The sequence below is a fragment of the Pseudomonas orientalis genome, from assembly GCF_022807995.1.
In the GTDB taxonomy this organism is placed as follows: Bacteria; Pseudomonadota; Gammaproteobacteria; order Pseudomonadales; family Pseudomonadaceae; genus Aquipseudomonas; species Aquipseudomonas orientalis_B.
Genome location: NZ_CP094351.1, coordinates 2,165,275 through 2,180,261, shown reverse-complemented (window position 1 = coordinate 2,180,261; position 14,987 = coordinate 2,165,275). Strand labels below are relative to the sequence as shown.

14 protein-coding genes are annotated in these 14,987 nt (G+C 58.4%); 8 read left to right on the top strand and 6 right to left on the bottom strand.

Annotated features, from left to right (window positions below):
- Window positions 1-186 precede the first annotated feature (186 nt).
- Entirely contained in the window at window positions 187-4,332 is a 4,146-nt protein-coding gene (locus MRY17_RS09770) for a CheR family methyltransferase (RefSeq protein WP_243353646.1), read from the top strand.
- A 6-nt stretch (window positions 4,333-4,338) separates the two neighbouring features.
- Here the strand turns inward: MRY17_RS09770 and MRY17_RS09765 are convergent, their stop codons facing one another.
- The 3 genes from MRY17_RS09765 to MRY17_RS09755 are packed head-to-tail and all read right to left on the bottom strand — an operon-like array spanning window position 4,339 to window position 5,542.
- Window positions 4,339-4,782, bottom strand: coding sequence for a DUF421 domain-containing protein (locus MRY17_RS09765; protein ID WP_065888331.1), 444 nt, complete (start codon window positions 4,780-4,782; stop codon window positions 4,339-4,341).
- A gap of 9 nt (window positions 4,783-4,791) precedes the next feature.
- Complete coding sequence (locus MRY17_RS09760) at window positions 4,792-5,307, bottom strand: hypothetical protein (protein WP_181284790.1); 516 nt, start codon at window positions 5,305-5,307, stop codon at window positions 4,792-4,794.
- A gap of 13 nt (window positions 5,308-5,320) precedes the next feature.
- Window positions 5,321-5,542: a PLD nuclease N-terminal domain-containing protein gene (locus tag MRY17_RS09755; RefSeq protein WP_181284789.1), complete on the bottom strand. Its 222-nt coding sequence runs from the start codon at window positions 5,540-5,542 to the stop codon at window positions 5,321-5,323.
- Between the two features lie 211 nt (window positions 5,543-5,753).
- On the opposite strand from MRY17_RS09755, the gene MRY17_RS09750 reads away from it, so the two are divergent.
- Together MRY17_RS09750 and MRY17_RS09745 are read left to right on the top strand one after the other, a co-directional pair.
- On the top strand, window positions 5,754-6,056 hold the full coding sequence (locus MRY17_RS09750; RefSeq protein ID WP_181284788.1) for a hypothetical protein: 303 nt from the start codon (window positions 5,754-5,756) through the stop codon (window positions 6,054-6,056).
- A complete protein-coding gene (locus tag MRY17_RS09745; RefSeq protein ID WP_057721920.1) occupies window positions 6,056-6,274 on the top strand; it encodes a hypothetical protein in 219 nt (72 codons plus the stop codon). The genes MRY17_RS09750 and MRY17_RS09745 overlap by 1 nt, the downstream gene beginning before the upstream one ends.
- 401 nt (window positions 6,275-6,675) lie before the next feature.
- On the opposite strand, the gene MRY17_RS09740 is transcribed toward MRY17_RS09745, so the two are convergent.
- A complete protein-coding gene (locus tag MRY17_RS09740) occupies window positions 6,676-7,617 on the bottom strand; it encodes an IS110 family transposase (protein ID WP_191951590.1) in 942 nt (313 codons plus the stop codon).
- Window positions 7,618-8,046: 429 nt separating this feature from the next.
- Complete coding sequence (locus MRY17_RS09735) at window positions 8,047-9,546, bottom strand: sensor domain-containing diguanylate cyclase (protein WP_243353645.1); 1,500 nt, start codon at window positions 9,544-9,546, stop codon at window positions 8,047-8,049.
- A 428-nt stretch (window positions 9,547-9,974) separates the two neighbouring features.
- Here MRY17_RS09735 and MRY17_RS09730 point away from each other — a divergent pair, with 428 nt between their 5' ends.
- The 3 genes from MRY17_RS09730 to MRY17_RS09720 all read left to right on the top strand — a co-directional run bounded on the left by MRY17_RS09730 (window position 9,975) and on the right by MRY17_RS09720 (window position 11,397).
- Window positions 9,975-10,151 (top strand): general stress protein, encoded by a 177-nt coding sequence (locus MRY17_RS09730; RefSeq protein WP_019821495.1) that lies wholly within the window; start codon window positions 9,975-9,977, stop codon window positions 10,149-10,151.
- Between the two features lie 290 nt (window positions 10,152-10,441).
- Window positions 10,442-10,792: a general stress protein gene (locus MRY17_RS09725; protein WP_181285366.1), complete on the top strand. Its 351-nt coding sequence runs from the start codon at window positions 10,442-10,444 to the stop codon at window positions 10,790-10,792.
- A gap of 53 nt (window positions 10,793-10,845) precedes the next feature.
- Complete coding sequence (locus MRY17_RS09720) at window positions 10,846-11,397, top strand: ATP-dependent Clp protease proteolytic subunit (protein WP_124358035.1); 552 nt, start codon at window positions 10,846-10,848, stop codon at window positions 11,395-11,397.
- 439 nt (window positions 11,398-11,836) lie between these two features.
- On the opposite strand, the gene MRY17_RS09715 is transcribed toward MRY17_RS09720, so the two are convergent.
- Window positions 11,837-12,106 (bottom strand): DUF6555 family protein, encoded by a 270-nt coding sequence (locus MRY17_RS09715; RefSeq protein ID WP_124426466.1) that lies wholly within the window; start codon window positions 12,104-12,106, stop codon window positions 11,837-11,839.
- Window positions 12,107-12,666: 560 nt separating this feature from the next.
- Between MRY17_RS09715 and MRY17_RS09710 the strand changes: the two genes are divergently transcribed.
- Together MRY17_RS09710 and MRY17_RS09705 are read left to right on the top strand one after the other, a co-directional pair.
- Entirely contained in the window at window positions 12,667-13,500 is an 834-nt protein-coding gene (locus tag MRY17_RS09710; RefSeq protein ID WP_243353644.1) for an SRPBCC family protein, read from the top strand.
- A complete protein-coding gene (locus MRY17_RS09705) occupies window positions 13,500-14,669 on the top strand; it encodes a zinc-dependent alcohol dehydrogenase (RefSeq protein ID WP_243353643.1) in 1,170 nt (389 codons plus the stop codon). The genes MRY17_RS09710 and MRY17_RS09705 overlap by 1 nt, the downstream gene beginning before the upstream one ends.
- Window positions 14,670-14,987: the final 318 nt, after the last annotated feature.

Below are 14,987 nucleotides of genomic sequence, written 5' to 3'. Positions count from 1 at the left end.
CCTTTGCGACGAGCTCTCCCTCAACCGAAGGGTGAACGCCCGTTGAGGGTCTCGAATGAAGGGATAGCGTTCTGTTGCAGAGCGTTTTTCGGCTATATTCCGCTATTCGTTTATCTCTCACCCCCGTTTTGAATTCGTGCCCTTGATCACGTTGTTCTCGTGCGCAGTTAACCAAGGTTGGTATTTATGAAGTCTGCCCCCCCGCGGTCGCCCAACGTTCCGCAACGCAAGGATCTGATCCCCAGCATTTTGAACTTTCCAGTCGTGGGTATCGGCGCATCAGCGGGCGGGTTGCAGGCGGTGAAGGCGTTTTTCGAACACATGCCCCAGGACTGCGGCATGGCCTTTGTGGTGATCCTGCATCTGTCCCCCGATCATCAGAGCGTGGCGGACAAGATCATTCAGGAGTCGACCCGCATGCCGGTGCAGCAGGTCAACGAGGCGACACCCATCGAGAAGAACCGGGTGTATGTGATTTCGCCCGCGCAGCACTTGCTGATGAATGATGGCTATCTGGCCGTCGCGCCGTCGGCGCGCGAAGGCGGCTCGCATATCGCCATCGACCTGTTTTTTCGCGACCTGGCGGACACCCATAAGGAACATGCGTTTTGCCTGATCCTGTCGGGCACCGGCTCGGACGGTGCGGTGGGGCTTTCGCGTATCAAGGAACAAGGCGGCGTCACCCTGGTGCAATCGCCGGAAGACGCGGAATTCGACGGCATGCCACTGGCCGCCATCGAAACCCAGATGGCCGACCTGGTGCTGCCCGTGGTGGAGATGCCGCAAAAACTGCTGGAGCTGTGGCGCAACGCCCAGTCCATTATCCTGCCCACCGCCAATGATCCCGAAATCAAGACCACGCCCCCCGCCACTGAACGTGACGCAGCGGTCGCGGAACAGTTGCTGCTCGACATCCTGATTCAGCTGCGGCTCAGCACCGGTCACGATTTCAAGCACTACAAGCGGGCCACGGTATTGCGCCGCATCGAGCGTCGCCTGCAGGTCACCGCCCAGCCGGACCTGGCCAGCTATTACGAATATCTCCAGACGCACCCGGAAGAGACCAAGGCGCTGCTCGGCGACATGCTGATCGGCGTGACCAATTTTTTCCGCGACCGTGAGGCCTTCGAAGCGCTCGAACGCGATGTGATTCCCAACCTGGTGAAGTCACTGGAAGACAGCGTGCCCAAACGCGAAGAGGTGCGTATCTGGTCGGCCGGTTGCTCCACCGGCGAAGAAGCCTACAGCCTGGCGATGCTGGTTGCCGAACAGTTGGCGCTGGATGCCAGCGACGCAAAAATGCAGGTATTTGCCACCGATATCGACGAGCGGGCGATCAACCATGGACGTAACGGCGCTTACCCCGAAGCGATCATCACCGACGTACCGCCGTCACGCCTGCGCCAGTATTTCGCCAAGGAAAAAAATCAGCACTATCGGGTGCGCAAAGAAATTCGGGAAAAGGTGCTGTTCGCCAAGCACAGCCTGCTGAGTGACCCACCCTTTTCGCAGATCGACCTGATCGTGTGCCGCAACCTGCTGATCTACCTGGACCGCGAGGTGCAGCGCGACATCCTGCAGATGTTCCACTTCGCGCTGCGCCCCGGCGGTTACCTGTTCCTGGGTTCCTCGGAGTCCGCCGACGGTTGCCTGGACCTGTTCGTGCCGGTGGACAAGCGCAACCGCATCTTTCGCGTGCGTGCCGGTTCAGCGGCCATGCGCCGCGCGCCCACCATGCCGCGCGGTGGCTACCTGCGCTCGAATGCACCGGCCGCTGCCGCGCAGGTCAAGGTGGCGAACAAGATTTCGTTCGCCGACATTCACTTGCGCGCGCTGGAAAAGGCCGCGCCGCCCAGCGTCATCGTGGATATGCAGGCCGACATCCTGCACATGAGCGAAGGCGCGGGCCGCTTCCTGCGTCATGTGGCCGGTGAAATGACCCGCAACCTCCTGGCCCTGGTGCATCCTGATTTGCGCCTGGATATCCGCACCACGCTGTTCCAGGTCCAGCAATCGGCCCTGGCGGTGACGTCGCGCAAAGTGCGCATCGAGCGCGATCACGCGCAATATCTGGTGGATATCACTGCGCTGCCCTACCGGGACGAAGCCACCGAAAGTGATTATGTACTGGTGATTTTCCAGGAGACCGAAGTCGACCCGCAGCACGCCGAAGAAACCGCCATCGGCCACGCCGAAAACCAGATGATGAGCAACCTGGAGCGCGAGCTGCAACGGACCAAGCTGCATCTGCAGGACACCATCGAGCAGGCCGAAGTCTCAAGCGAAGAACTCAAGGCGTCCAACGAGGAAATGCAGGCGGTCAACGAAGAGCTGCGCTCGGCCACCGAAGAGCTGGAAACCAGCAAGGAAGAGTTGCAGTCGATCAACGAAGAACTGCTGACGGTCAATTTCGAACTCAAGACCAAGGTGGAAGAGACCGACAAGGTCAATGACTACCTGACCAACCTGATCGCCTCCACCGATATCGCTACCGTGTTCGTCGACCGCAACATGCGCATCCGCTGGTTCACGCCACGGGCCACGGACCTGTTCAACATGCTGCCGGTGGACACCGGGCGCTCGCTGATGGACATCACCCACCGCCTCACCTACCCGGAAATGACCGACGACGCCTCGACGGTATTCGAGTCGCTGAGCATCATCGAACGAGAAATCAGCAGCAAGGATGACCGCTGGTACATCGCGCGCCTGCTGCCCTACCGCTCCAGCGAAGACCATATCGACGGCACGGTGTTGACCTTTATCGACATCACCAAGCGACGCCAGGCCGAAGAAGAACTGCGCCTGGGTGAAGAGCGCATGCGCCTGGTCGCCGACAGCACCCATGACTTTGCCATCATCATTCTGGATGACCACGGCACCATTACCGATTGGAACACCGGGGCTGAATTGATCTTCGGCTACACTAAGCAGGAAGTGCTCGGCGCCTATTACGATCTGATCTTCTCGCCCGAGGACCGCACCGCCGGCATCCCCGAAAATGAGCTGCGTGCCGCTCGCGAACATGGACGTGGCGAAGACGAGCGCTGGCATGTGCGCAAGGACGGCAGCCGGTTCTATTGCAGCGGCGAAGTCACCCTGCTGACCGGCAACAGCCTGCAGGGCTACGTCAAGATCGCCCGCGATCTCACCGGCCACAAGCGCACTCAGGATGAGCAGAGTCAGCGGTTGATGGAAACCCAGACCAACAGCCATCTCAAGGACGAGTTCTTCGCGGTGATGTCCCACGAACTCAAGCACCCGCTGAACCTGATCCAGCTCAATGCCGAGCTGCTGCGGCGCCTGCCGGCCACCAAGGCTACAGGCCCGGCGATCAAGGCGGTGAACACCATCTGCGAGGCGGTCTCCAGCCAGGCGCGCATCATCGATGACCTGCTCGATGTGGCCAGGGTGCGCACCGGCAAGCTCAAGCTGAAAAAACAGCGCATCGACCTGATCCGCACACTGGAGGATATCCACGCTGTGGTGCTCGCTGATGGTCATCACTGCCAGGTCACCTTGCAAAAACCAACGGCGCCTGCGGCCTTGTTCGTCGACGCTGACCCGACGCGCCTCGAACAAGTGGTGTGGAACCTGGTCAATAACGCGCTCAAATTCACCCCGGAACACGGCCGCGTGCAACTGGTGGTCAGCCGGACCGAGGGCTTCGCGCGGCTGGACGTGATCGACAGTGGCGCCGGGCTCGCCGAGGACAGCCTGGAGAAGATCTTCGATCTGTTCGGGCAGGCGGAAAATCAACATCAGACCCATCAACGCGAAGGGCTTGGGATCGGCCTGTCCCTGGTGCGGCAACTGGTGGAGGCCCACGGTGGCACGGTCAGTGTGTACTCCAAGGGACTGGGTTTTGGCTGCACTTTCTCGGTATCGCTGCCGCTGTCCGCGCAGCAGGACCTGCCGTCATCCTCAGATGCCGCGCAGTCATCGGATGAGCGCCTGAGCGGCGTGAAGGTGTTGCTGGTCGACGATTCCGAAGACGTGCTGGAAGTGCTGAACATGCTGCTGGAAATGGAAGGCGCCGAAGTGAATGCGTTCGATGATCCGCTGAACGCGCTGGAAGTGGCTGCCGATACAACTTACGACCTGATTATTTCGGACATTGGCATGCCGAAAATGAACGGCCATGAGCTGATGCGCAAGCTGAGGAAGATGAGCCACCTCCAGCAAGTCCCCGCCGTTGCCCTGACGGGCTACGGGGCCAGCAGTGACCAGAAGAAAACCGCTGACTCAGGCTTCAGCGCCCATGTCAGCAAACCGGTCACCCATGATGCGTTGATCAGCCTGATCGAAACCTTGTGCCGTTCGCGGCGCTAGGTGGGGTCATTCGTAAGGAATCACCGAGATCTTGCCGTTGCGCTCAAGGATCGCAAAGCGGATCTGCCTGATCTCGAGAATGCCCTGGGCCGAGCGCGCCGCCTCGAGGATATCGTCCTCATCCAGGCGTGCGCGCTTGAGGCGTTCATGGAGCACTCGGCCCTGTTCGACCACGACGGTCGGCCCGCCGTCGAGCAGGCGTGAGAACCACAGCGAACGCTGCTTGACCAATGAAAAGCCGATGTCGATGGCGATCAGCGTGACGATGACGAGCACGGCATTGGTCAGGGAAAAATCATCGCCCAACAGCGCCTGCTGGGTGGCCTCACCGATCACCATCAACAACACCAGGTCGAAGGTAGTGAGTTCCGCGAGGGAGCGCCTGCCGGCGATTTTGAACAGGACCAGCAACACCAGGTAAATCGCCGCTGCGCGCAAGACGGAGTCCATGATTGCCCCCTAGGGATAAATGAACTGAGACAAGGCCACGGTTGCAGCGTTGCCCAGCGAGACCTGGGTGCCGAAGCGGCCGACGCCGTCACTGCGCAAGGTCAGGTACAGCGTCGCCCGCCCTTGATCGTCGCTCAGCGTCCAAAGCTTCACGCCCTCGCCCGCCGTGCTGGCCTTGAGGGGCTGGGGCTGGAGCATTTCCACGTTGAAGCCCTGCAACAGCTCGCCGTTGATCGCGACTTCCAGTGGGGTGCGTGCGGGGCCTTGCAGATGGATCACCAATGCGTCTGAGGAACCATTGCGCAGGAAGCGCTGGTATTCGACACGTACGTGGCCGTCGGCGCTGCGCACTTCGCTGGTGCTCAATGGCCCTTTGGAGAACAGCCCCGCCAGCGTCAACCCGATCAGTACGACCAGCCCATACCAGCCCAGCCGCTCGAAGCGCCAGACCTTGCGCTGCAACGCCATATCCTCGCGTACCGGATAGTCGCGGCTGTGCAGGTCGTCAGGCCCTGACTCGCTCATGTCCCGCCCTCTTTCAGCCCTTGCTGTGCTCCGGCGAAGACGGTCCCTTGGTCACGCCGCGCGGGCCGGACACGGCCCATATCACTGCTCCCAGGAACGGCAGCAGGACCACCACGGCGCTCCAGCCTGCCTTGCTCCCCGAAGAGTTTTCGCTACGCCATACGCTGTTGAGGACCCACAGGTCGAGCAACAGCAGGATGATCATCAGGCCAATCCAGAAATACATGGTTTCCATGGTGCACCTCCCGGTTATGAAACATTAGGTTTACCGGACGTCCCCAGGGTTCAGAATTTTTCGACAGGCAGGCGCTGAATCTAAAAAAACGATAGTTGCGACGGAACTGAATCGTTGAATTGATCAATATTTCAGAGGCAACCAAATTGATACCGTCGCTTTTCAGGCCGGTCACAGCCTTATCGGAACCTGTTGAAGAAGGATTTACGCCATGCACCACACCGACACCTACGCAAAACGGATGGCCTGCCGCCAACTGGCGATGGAGCAGAACCAGAAGCTGTTCGATGAGGCCAACGCCCTCAGCCGCAGCGCATTCGACCTGCTGGAGCGCGCCGATTTCGACAGCGAAAAGTTCGATCAATACCTGCGCCTGCGCGCCAAGGCCGAAGCGCTGTTTCGTGAAGCGATCGAGCATCTGGGTGTGCTCAACACGCATTTCCCGACGCCCGCATCCAGCGTGGCCAATAATGAGGGTGTGAAGGTTGTCATCCGTGAACGGGAGGTGGCGTGATGAACACCTCAAAGCAGGCCTGGGAGCTGGCGATGGTGCTGGTCGCCAACGGCAAGATCCCGTTCGACCCTGCCAACCCGAGCGGCTCGGTAAAGATCCTTTCGCGGCACCTGGAAGCGCTTGAGACCGCCCTGCATGAAGAAGCGATGGCAAACACACCGGTTGAGCACTTGCGCAAGCTCGGCAACCGCCGGTCTGCCCTGGCATGTGCCGATTGAGCTGGAGCAGAGCAAGGTCAATGTGGGGCTCGCCCTAATCCAGTCAGTCAATGCTTTTTGTAGGAGCGAGCTTGCTCGCGAAAAACTCACAGGCACCGCGTTCATTCAGGAAGCACGCGTTATCGTTGACGTTTTTCGCGAGCAAGCTCGCTCCTACAGAGGGCATGCCCATGGGTATCGACACAACGCTGCAGCGCCCAACGCTAACCACGATGCGCAGCGAGTCGCCCTTGATCTTGATCTTGCTTTTGATCTTAGGCGCCCCGTTAAACCACGCTGGCCGAACGCAGGCTTGAATCCGTGGGCAACCCGGCAGGACGCCGGGTTAGCCGCACTGGGCCATGGATGGCCCAGTGCGGCGGCCCACGGATTCAAGCCGGAGAGAGCAACCGTGTCGAAATTCAAGCCATTTCTGCGAAATGTTTTTGATCGCGGACCATGGCATTCAGGATCGTCAGTAGCTTTCTCATACACGCAACCAGCGCCACTTTCTTCGTCTTCCCTGTAGCAAGCAGATGGTTGTAGAACCTCTCGATCACCGGGTTGTGGCGCTTCGAGGACAAGACAGCCATGTAAAGCACACTTCTCACCTCAGCTCGACCACCCCATATCCTTCTACGGCCTTTGTACTGGCCGCTATCGCAGTTAAAAGGAGCCACACCAACCAATGCAGCCACTTGTTTACGATTAACCTTGCCAAGCTCCGGAACCATCGCCAGCAGCGATAGTGCGAGCACGTTGCCAACACCTGCGACTTCGCGCAGCAAATCATAATTGGCCTTCCAGACCGGGGAAGCCTTGATGGCCTCGTGCAAGTCATCGTCTGTGCTTTTAAGGCGCTTTTGAAGCCAGATGATATGTGCCTTGATGTCTCTTCGAAGTGCCTTGAATACCGCCTGCTTTAGCCGAGACTCCTCCGCCACGATCATGTCGATGAGTTGGCGGCGTCGAGTGAGTAGGTCTGCCAGCTCACGAGCGTGTTCATCTGGTATCTCTCGAATCTCGGGTTTGACCGCCTGAGCAAACTCCGCAATCACCTGGGCATCCAAAGCATCGGTTTTAGCCAACCGACCGGTAGCTTTGGCGAAATCACGCACCTGACGAGGGTTGACGACAACGACTGGTAGTCCTGCAGCGCAAAGCTCCGCAGCCGCAAGCCGCTCATATCCCCCAGTCGCCTCCAACACCACCAAAACCGGGTCCTGAGCCTTGAGATGTTTAGCTAAACGATGGATATCTTCTTGAGTATTGAAAAACTGTTCGACTTGGCCAGTCGTGCTGACAAATGAGTCGAGCTTGTTTTTGGAAACATCAATTCCGACGAACGCAGAGTTATGATCCATGGCGTTTTCCTCACGTCCAACCTTGCAGAATCGGGCTTTGCGCCCAGGCAACCGTTCGGACTAGTTTAGAAAAGAACCTGCTTCGACCCATGCTCACTCACGATCTCGAAATCTGAGGGCACAACGGTCTGAAGCAGGTGAAAATAATCTTACAAGGGCACACCGAGCATTAGCGAGGTGCCGAGTGGTGGGGCAAGAGCGTTTTGCTTACTTTTGCGCTTTTCAAAAGTGAGCCGCTGTAAAAGCGGAACCCTAAGTAGCCGTTACCGCAGAAAACGGATATGTACTCGATATGATCCAACATCCTGGTCGGCCCTGAGGCCGCCATCGGGGGCAAGCCCCTCCCACATTTGAACTTCGCTACCTTGAGCATTTCGTTCGCTTACTGACTGGCATTGGGGATTGCCCCCTCCCACCGTTGGATCGCGATCAACTCAGCGCAAATCCATTGCGCCCGGCCGACTTCGCCCCATAAAGCGCCCTGTCCGCCGCTTCGACCAAGCCAAGCACAGGTTCCAGTTGAATACCCGCCGCCGCCGCAACGCCGATACTCACACTCACACGCCCGAACGGGCTGCCCGGATGTTCGATGTTTTCCCGCAGCAACCGATCAATGATCAATTGCGCCACCACCGCCGCGCCTTCGCTGTCGGTCGCGGGCATGATGATGGCTATTTCCTCTCCGCCGTAACGCGCCACCAGGTCCGAAGGCCGGCGCACACAGGTTTCCAGCGATTGGCTGACCCTCTGCAGGCAGGCATCGCCAGCAACATGCCCCAGTGCATCGTTGTAGCGCTTGAAATAGTCGATATCGATCATCAACAACGCCAATGAAGTGCCATCGCGCTGAGCCCGGCGCGCTTCCAGGGCCAGGGTGTCATCGAAGCAGCGACGGTTGGCCAGGCCGGTCAGTGCGTCCTTCAGCGCCAGCAATTCAAGCTGCCGGTTGGAATCAAGCAACTGTTGCTGGGCGATACGCAGCGCCTCTTCAACCAGGGTCCGCCGGCGGATATCGAGGATCAGGAACCAGCCGATCAAGCCGGTCAGCCCCAGCAGCCCCGCCACCACCACCGCCGATAACGCCGCTTCCATGCGCCAGGCCGCCAGCGACTCTTGTTTGCCCAGGGCAACGGTAGTGATCAGCGGCAGGCTTTCGCTTTTGCGGAAGGCATACAGGCGCTCTACTCCATCCAGACTCGAGGTGTACGAAGCGGTGCCGACGGAGCGGTCGACCAGATACTGAGAATAGATGGGTGATTTGGAAAAGTTGCGCCCCATGTCCTGCTCGCGGAAGGGGTAGCGCACCAGCAAGGTGCCGTCGGTGTAAGACAAACCGATCGCACCGTCCTGGCCGACATCGAGTTTGCCGAACACCCGCAGAAAGTTTTCCACCCCCAGCGTCACGGCCACCACCCCGGCAAAGTTGCCGGCCGCGTCATCGAAACGACGGCTGATGGTCACCACCCACTCGCGGTTGGTATGGCTCTGAATCGGCGGGCCGATGAAGGGCTCACGGCTCGGATCGTCGCGATGATGGATGAAATAGGCGCGTGCGCTGCTGTTGGCACCCGCCGGAATCAAGCGGTTGGAGGACATCAGCCAACCGCCCTGGCGGTCGTAGATAGTGATACCGCTCAGTTGCGGCATCAACGGCTGTTGTCGACGGATCAACGTGCTGATGCGCTCGATCTGCGCCGGACCACTGCCATCGGTTTCCAGGCGCTCGACCAGCCCCAGCAAGATCAGCGCGCTTTGCCGCACGATGCCTTCGGTGTAGGTAGTGAGCCCCTGGGTCAGGTTCAAGCCGTGCACGTCCACTTCCGCCAGCGCCCGCTCGCGGGAAGACAGGACCTTCCAGATCGTCAATGACGTCAGGGAACAGCCGATCACCAACAGCAAAAGCATCACAAGACGGGTATCACGCTTCACGTCAGCACCTTAAGGAAGTCCGGTTTCCGCTCCAGCCATCATTCGAACGTCGGTACTCACAGGGGCCACCGGTTCCGGGGCGCAAGCATACAAGCAGTCCGGCGGGGCCGCAGCAACAGAGTGGGTATCGGCAGGCGCCGTTTCGAGAAGGCGCCAGGCCCAGATAACGCTGTTATCCCGTTTCGCACCGCATACGTGTAACTAAGCCCGTTGGCAGGCAACGCCATTATTTCAATATCAACTCAAGTTAAAAAGTTATACGAAGCGGCGCACAAACAGCCACCTTGTACAAGTTTCTCGCTGCGCACTACCGTTCATCGCCATTTTGAAAAAATTTCAAAACATCTGGCCGCTTGCTCTTATCGGAGTAGATGTCCGTTGCATTAATGGGCAACTAGCGAAACGACAACTGAACTTGGAGTATTGTTATGACCACTAGCAATAAAAACCCTGGCAACTTCGCTAACGATCGTGAGAAAGCGTCGGAGGCGGGTAAGAAAGGCGGCCAGGCATCGGGTGGCAATTTTGCCAATGACCGCGAAAAAGCGTCGGAAGCGGGCCGTAAAGGTGGCCAGAACAGCCACGGCGGTGGACGCAAGTCATAACGAAGGGCATTAATCATGCGAGCGTCAATTGATTATCAGCGTGGCGAGTTGCATCACAGATCAATGGTGGAAGTGCGCACCGAGGCAAAAGCCGGCGCAGGTTCTAATACAACGCCGTGTTACGAACGCCAACAAGCTGCTGAACTAGCTGAAGCAACTGTCGGCGCGCCAAAAACGCCACCATTGTGCGAGAGAAACTTATAGCCCGTGCGCCCGCACGATTGAGTGTAAGTTACGTGAAAGATCGGAATGAACGTTGTATAACCGACATAACGACGAGGTAACTGAACATGAGTACTCAAGACAAACAAGGCCAAATGAGCGTCAATGAAGCCGGTAAAAAAGGTGGCGAAGCCACGTCGGCCTCTCATGACAAAGAGTTCTATCAAGAGATCGGCAGCAAGGGCGGCCAAAACAGTGGAGGGAACTTCAAGAATGACCCTGAGCGCGCTGCCGAAGCCGGTAGCAAAGGCGGCCAGAACAGCGGCGGGAACTTCAAGAATGATCCCGAACGCGCCTCCGAGGCCGGCCGCAAAGGCGGCCAGAACAGTGGCGGCAACTTCGCCAACGACCGGGAGAAAGCCTCCGAAGCCGGACGTAAAGGCGGCGAACACAGCCATGGCGGCGGCCGCAACAGCTGATGTGCTTGATGCAGGGGAGCCTGGCTCCCCTGCTTTCATTGATGAGGGACACCATGCCTTTACACATTATTAATTTCACCGGCCCTGTCACTGCGTCAACCTGCAGCCAATTGATCGAAAAAGCCTCGCTTGCCGTGCAGCAGGATGCCTCGGGCCTGGTCTTGAACATCGCGACCATGGGCGGTGAATGCAGTTACGGGTTCACGATGTACAACTTCCTGCTGTCCCTGCCGATCCCTGTGCATACCCATAACCTGGGCACGGTGGAGTCGATGGGCAACATCATCTTTCTCGCTGGCGAGCGCCGGACTGCCTGCATTCACAGCAAGTTCCTGTTCCATCCGTTCCATTGGCATGTGCAAGGCGCAGTCGATCATTCACGCATGTCCGAATACGCGATGAGCCTTGATTATGATTTGCAGCTGTATGCCCGCATCGTGGCCGAACGTACTGCCGGTGCCAGCGAAACACTGGAAACGGAAAAGTACCTGATCGCCGCACCGCGCATTCTCGACCCCCACCAGGCAATGGCCGCCGGCCTGATCCACGCCATTGAGCTGCCCGTCATCAAGGCAGAGTTTGTGAGCAGCTTCATTCACTCCTGACGCACCCGAACCATGGAAAGCCCAGAATTGACGAACAACTGCTGGGCGCCCCCTGCTCGATTGCGATACTGGCACAGAAACATCAACTAAGCGCTTGTTTGAAATTCGCACGTTTATTGGTTGAAAACATCCGCCTGATCATGAATGGTGGCATTCCACTCAGGGAGGAACCGATGTGCCAGACTCAGAAGCGAACCGCCGTTGCGTTCAATGCAAACAGCCCTATGAACCGACCAGCGCAGAACCTGCATACCTGGTGTCGACCGCGTCGGAAATGCTCTGCCCGACGTGCAGGCACACATATTCAGCCGAGCTGATGAAAGAGGCACTTCAGCGCAGCGTCCTGAAGTTATACACACTTCAGGAGCGGCGTGGTAAACAGTAGAAATTTAAACCAATCTTTAACTGCTCGAATGCATGCATACAACTAAATAGGCATTCATTCGGGTGGCGGCGGCACATAAGGTTGTGCAACAAACGGAACACTGCCGGATGGACGCCATCTTACGTTTTCAAGCCCGTAGCGCTCAGCGAGAGGCTTGCTTATTCGCTTGATTCTTTCATTACGCGACCTTGGTATCACCCCGATTCCCGCATCGCAACATGCCCAATGCCAGGCTTCCGCATTATTCATGACTTCCGCCCTTATAATGAAAGACTTCGGCTCTTTGTGATAGTCGTATTCAATGATATATAAAGAATTTTTCATAACTGCTCCTTCTGATTTTTTGGTATTTGAGCAGAATGAAGGTTCAGAATTTTTCCAATCCAAATGACAGATTTTGCATTTTCAGCAGCAAACGACCACTCGTCGGCAGTCCCCTAAAAGAAAATAAACCGTCCGCGATTTTTTGATTCTCAATAGTGAGTCTGTTCACTCCAGGCTCTTGGTAAAAACTCCTGTCTTGCCCGTACTTAGTGCGGGCTTTTTTTCATGGCAACTTATATGGCTAGACGGTCTGTTCGGACTGGCCAACGCTATCGGCCAGATACCTGCGCTCATCCTTATATACGCAAGGGTTACTATTTGGGTTTGGACCCGACTGTCTATGTGTGCATGCGCTGCGGTGAACAACGTGAGCCCGAGCGGTGGGACGATTTCGCACGTCGGCGCATGCCGCCGCGGGGGCTTCTGAATGAATCCCCAACCACTGACAGCGATGATCGATATCCGCCCTGATACCTTTCATCTCCCCATCGTGAAATGCACTGGAACCTCAAACGGCGCAGGATTTTCTACCGAAAACACACCCGTAGGAGGACTGGAAAATGCCCGAGCAACCCCTGATAGCCAACCACACCCCTCAAGACACCCACCGACGCGGCACGCTGACCAAGGCTGAACGCGCGCTTTCGTTGACGGCCGGCGCTGCCCTGCTGCTGCAAGGCTGGCGCAAAGGCGGACTGGGCGGCGCATTGCACAGTGCGGCGGGCGCCTACGCCGTATTTCGCGGTTACGCCGGCCATTGCTCGCTCAAGCAAGCGCTGACGCCAACGCCGTTCGAACAACAGTTCAGTCGCGAACATCACTGGCCGATCAGCGAGGCGATCACACGCAGTATCACGATTGCACGCCCGCTTGAGGAAGTGTCTGCCTTCCTCGCCCGGCCCGAGCAGATCGGCCCGCTGCTGCGCTGGGTCGACAGTGTCGAACAGCTTGCACCGGACACCACGCTCTGGACGCTCCGCGCCCCGGCCGGAAAGCGCGTGCAGTGCACCTTGATCCAGACCCAATCGCAGGAACCCTCGGTGTTGCATTGGAAAACCCCGGGCGATGCGCGCTGGGCGCACGACATTACCGTCTCGCTCACCCCTGCCCCCGCTGGCCGTGGCACTCAAGTCAAAGCGGTGGTGGTGTGCAAGCCGGCCATGGGCAAATTGGGCTATGGCCTGGCGCGGGCAATCAGCCTGTTCAGCGACAAAGCCTTGCTCAATGCACTGCAGGCTGTGAAACAGCAGCTGGAAACCGGCGAGGTCAGCAACAACCGCCTCAGACCGGAACAGGATGACGACTTTTTTTACGTACACGCCGCCGCCGAAGAGGTGGCGACCGACCACCCGACCGTCAAAACCGGCGTCGCTCTTGAAGGAGGACCTCACTGATGCGCGCACTCACTTGGCAAGCACCAAACCTGCTGCAGGTCGATAACGTACCCGACCCGGCGATCCTTAACCCGCGCGATGCGATCATTCGCGTGACCCTGTCTTCTGTGTGCGGTTCAGACCTGCATCTGCTCGGCGGCTACGTACCGGCCATGAAACCGGGCGATATCATCGGTCACGAATTCATGGGCGAGGTGGTCGAGGTCGGCAAGGGCATCACCGACCTGCACCAGGGTGACAAGGTGGTGACCATTTCGATCATCGGCTGCGGCAACTGCGAACCGTGCCAGCGCAGCGATTTTTCCTGCTGCGATAACTCCAACCCCAATCCGTCGGCGACAGACCTGATGTACGGCCAACCGTGCTGCGGCATCCTCGGCTACAGCCATGCCTTCGGTGGCTACCCTGGCAGCCACGCGACCTACGTGCGGGTACCGTTTGCCGACGTCAACCTGTTCAAGGTGCCCGAAGGCGTCAGCGACGAGCAGGCGCTGTTTGTTTCGGATGCAGCCCCCACCGGTTACTTCGCCGCAGACAATGCCGGTATCCAGCCCGGCGATACCGTGGCGGTGTGGGGTTGCGGCGGCGTGGGCCAGATGGCCATTTGCAGCGCGTACCTTCTGGGCGCGGAACGGGTGATCGCCATCGACCGCTACCCTGACCGGCTGCGCCTGGCCGAGGAGCGCGGCAAGGCGATCCCTATCAACTACGAGAAAACCAATGTGCATGAGGCCTTGCTGGAACTGACCGGCGGGCGTGGGCCGGACCGTTGCATCGATTGCGTGGGGATGGAGGCCCATGGCACCGAAATCGATTATGCCTATGACAAGGCCAAGCAACTGCTCAGGTTGCACACCGAACGCGGCACAGTGCTCAGGCAGGCGATACGCGCGTGTCGCAAAGGCGGGACGGTATCGGTGGTGGGTGTCTATGGTGGGGTGCTCGACAAGTTTCCCATGGGGGCGATCGTCAACAAGGCCCTGACGTTGAAATCTGGGCAGCAGCCGGGTCAGCGTTATGCAGCGACCCTGTTTGAGCATATTCAGAAAGGTGAGTTGGACCCGGCTTATCTGCTGACCCATCCGATGAGCCTGGAGGACGGGGCGCAGGGGTATAAGTTGTTTAAGGAGAAATCGGATGAGTGTTTGCGGGCGGTGTTCAGGCCCTGATGTAGGGTACATATCCGTTATTTAGGTGGTGGCTGCTGGCGGTTCCGCTCTTACAGCGGGTCACTTTTGAAAAGCCCAAAAGTAGCCAAAAAGCTCTTGCCCCACCACTCGGCACCTCGCTAATGCTCGGTGTGCCCGTAATCCGACATTGATGTGGGGGGCCGCCGCCCCGCGCCATCCATGGCGCGGGGCGGCTAAACCGGCGTCCTGCCGGTTTACCCCCCACATCAATATCGGATTACGGCCAGCGTGGTTTAACGGGGCGCCCAAGATCAAAAGCAAGAGCGGCTCGCTCCGCATCGTGGATACATTGGGGGC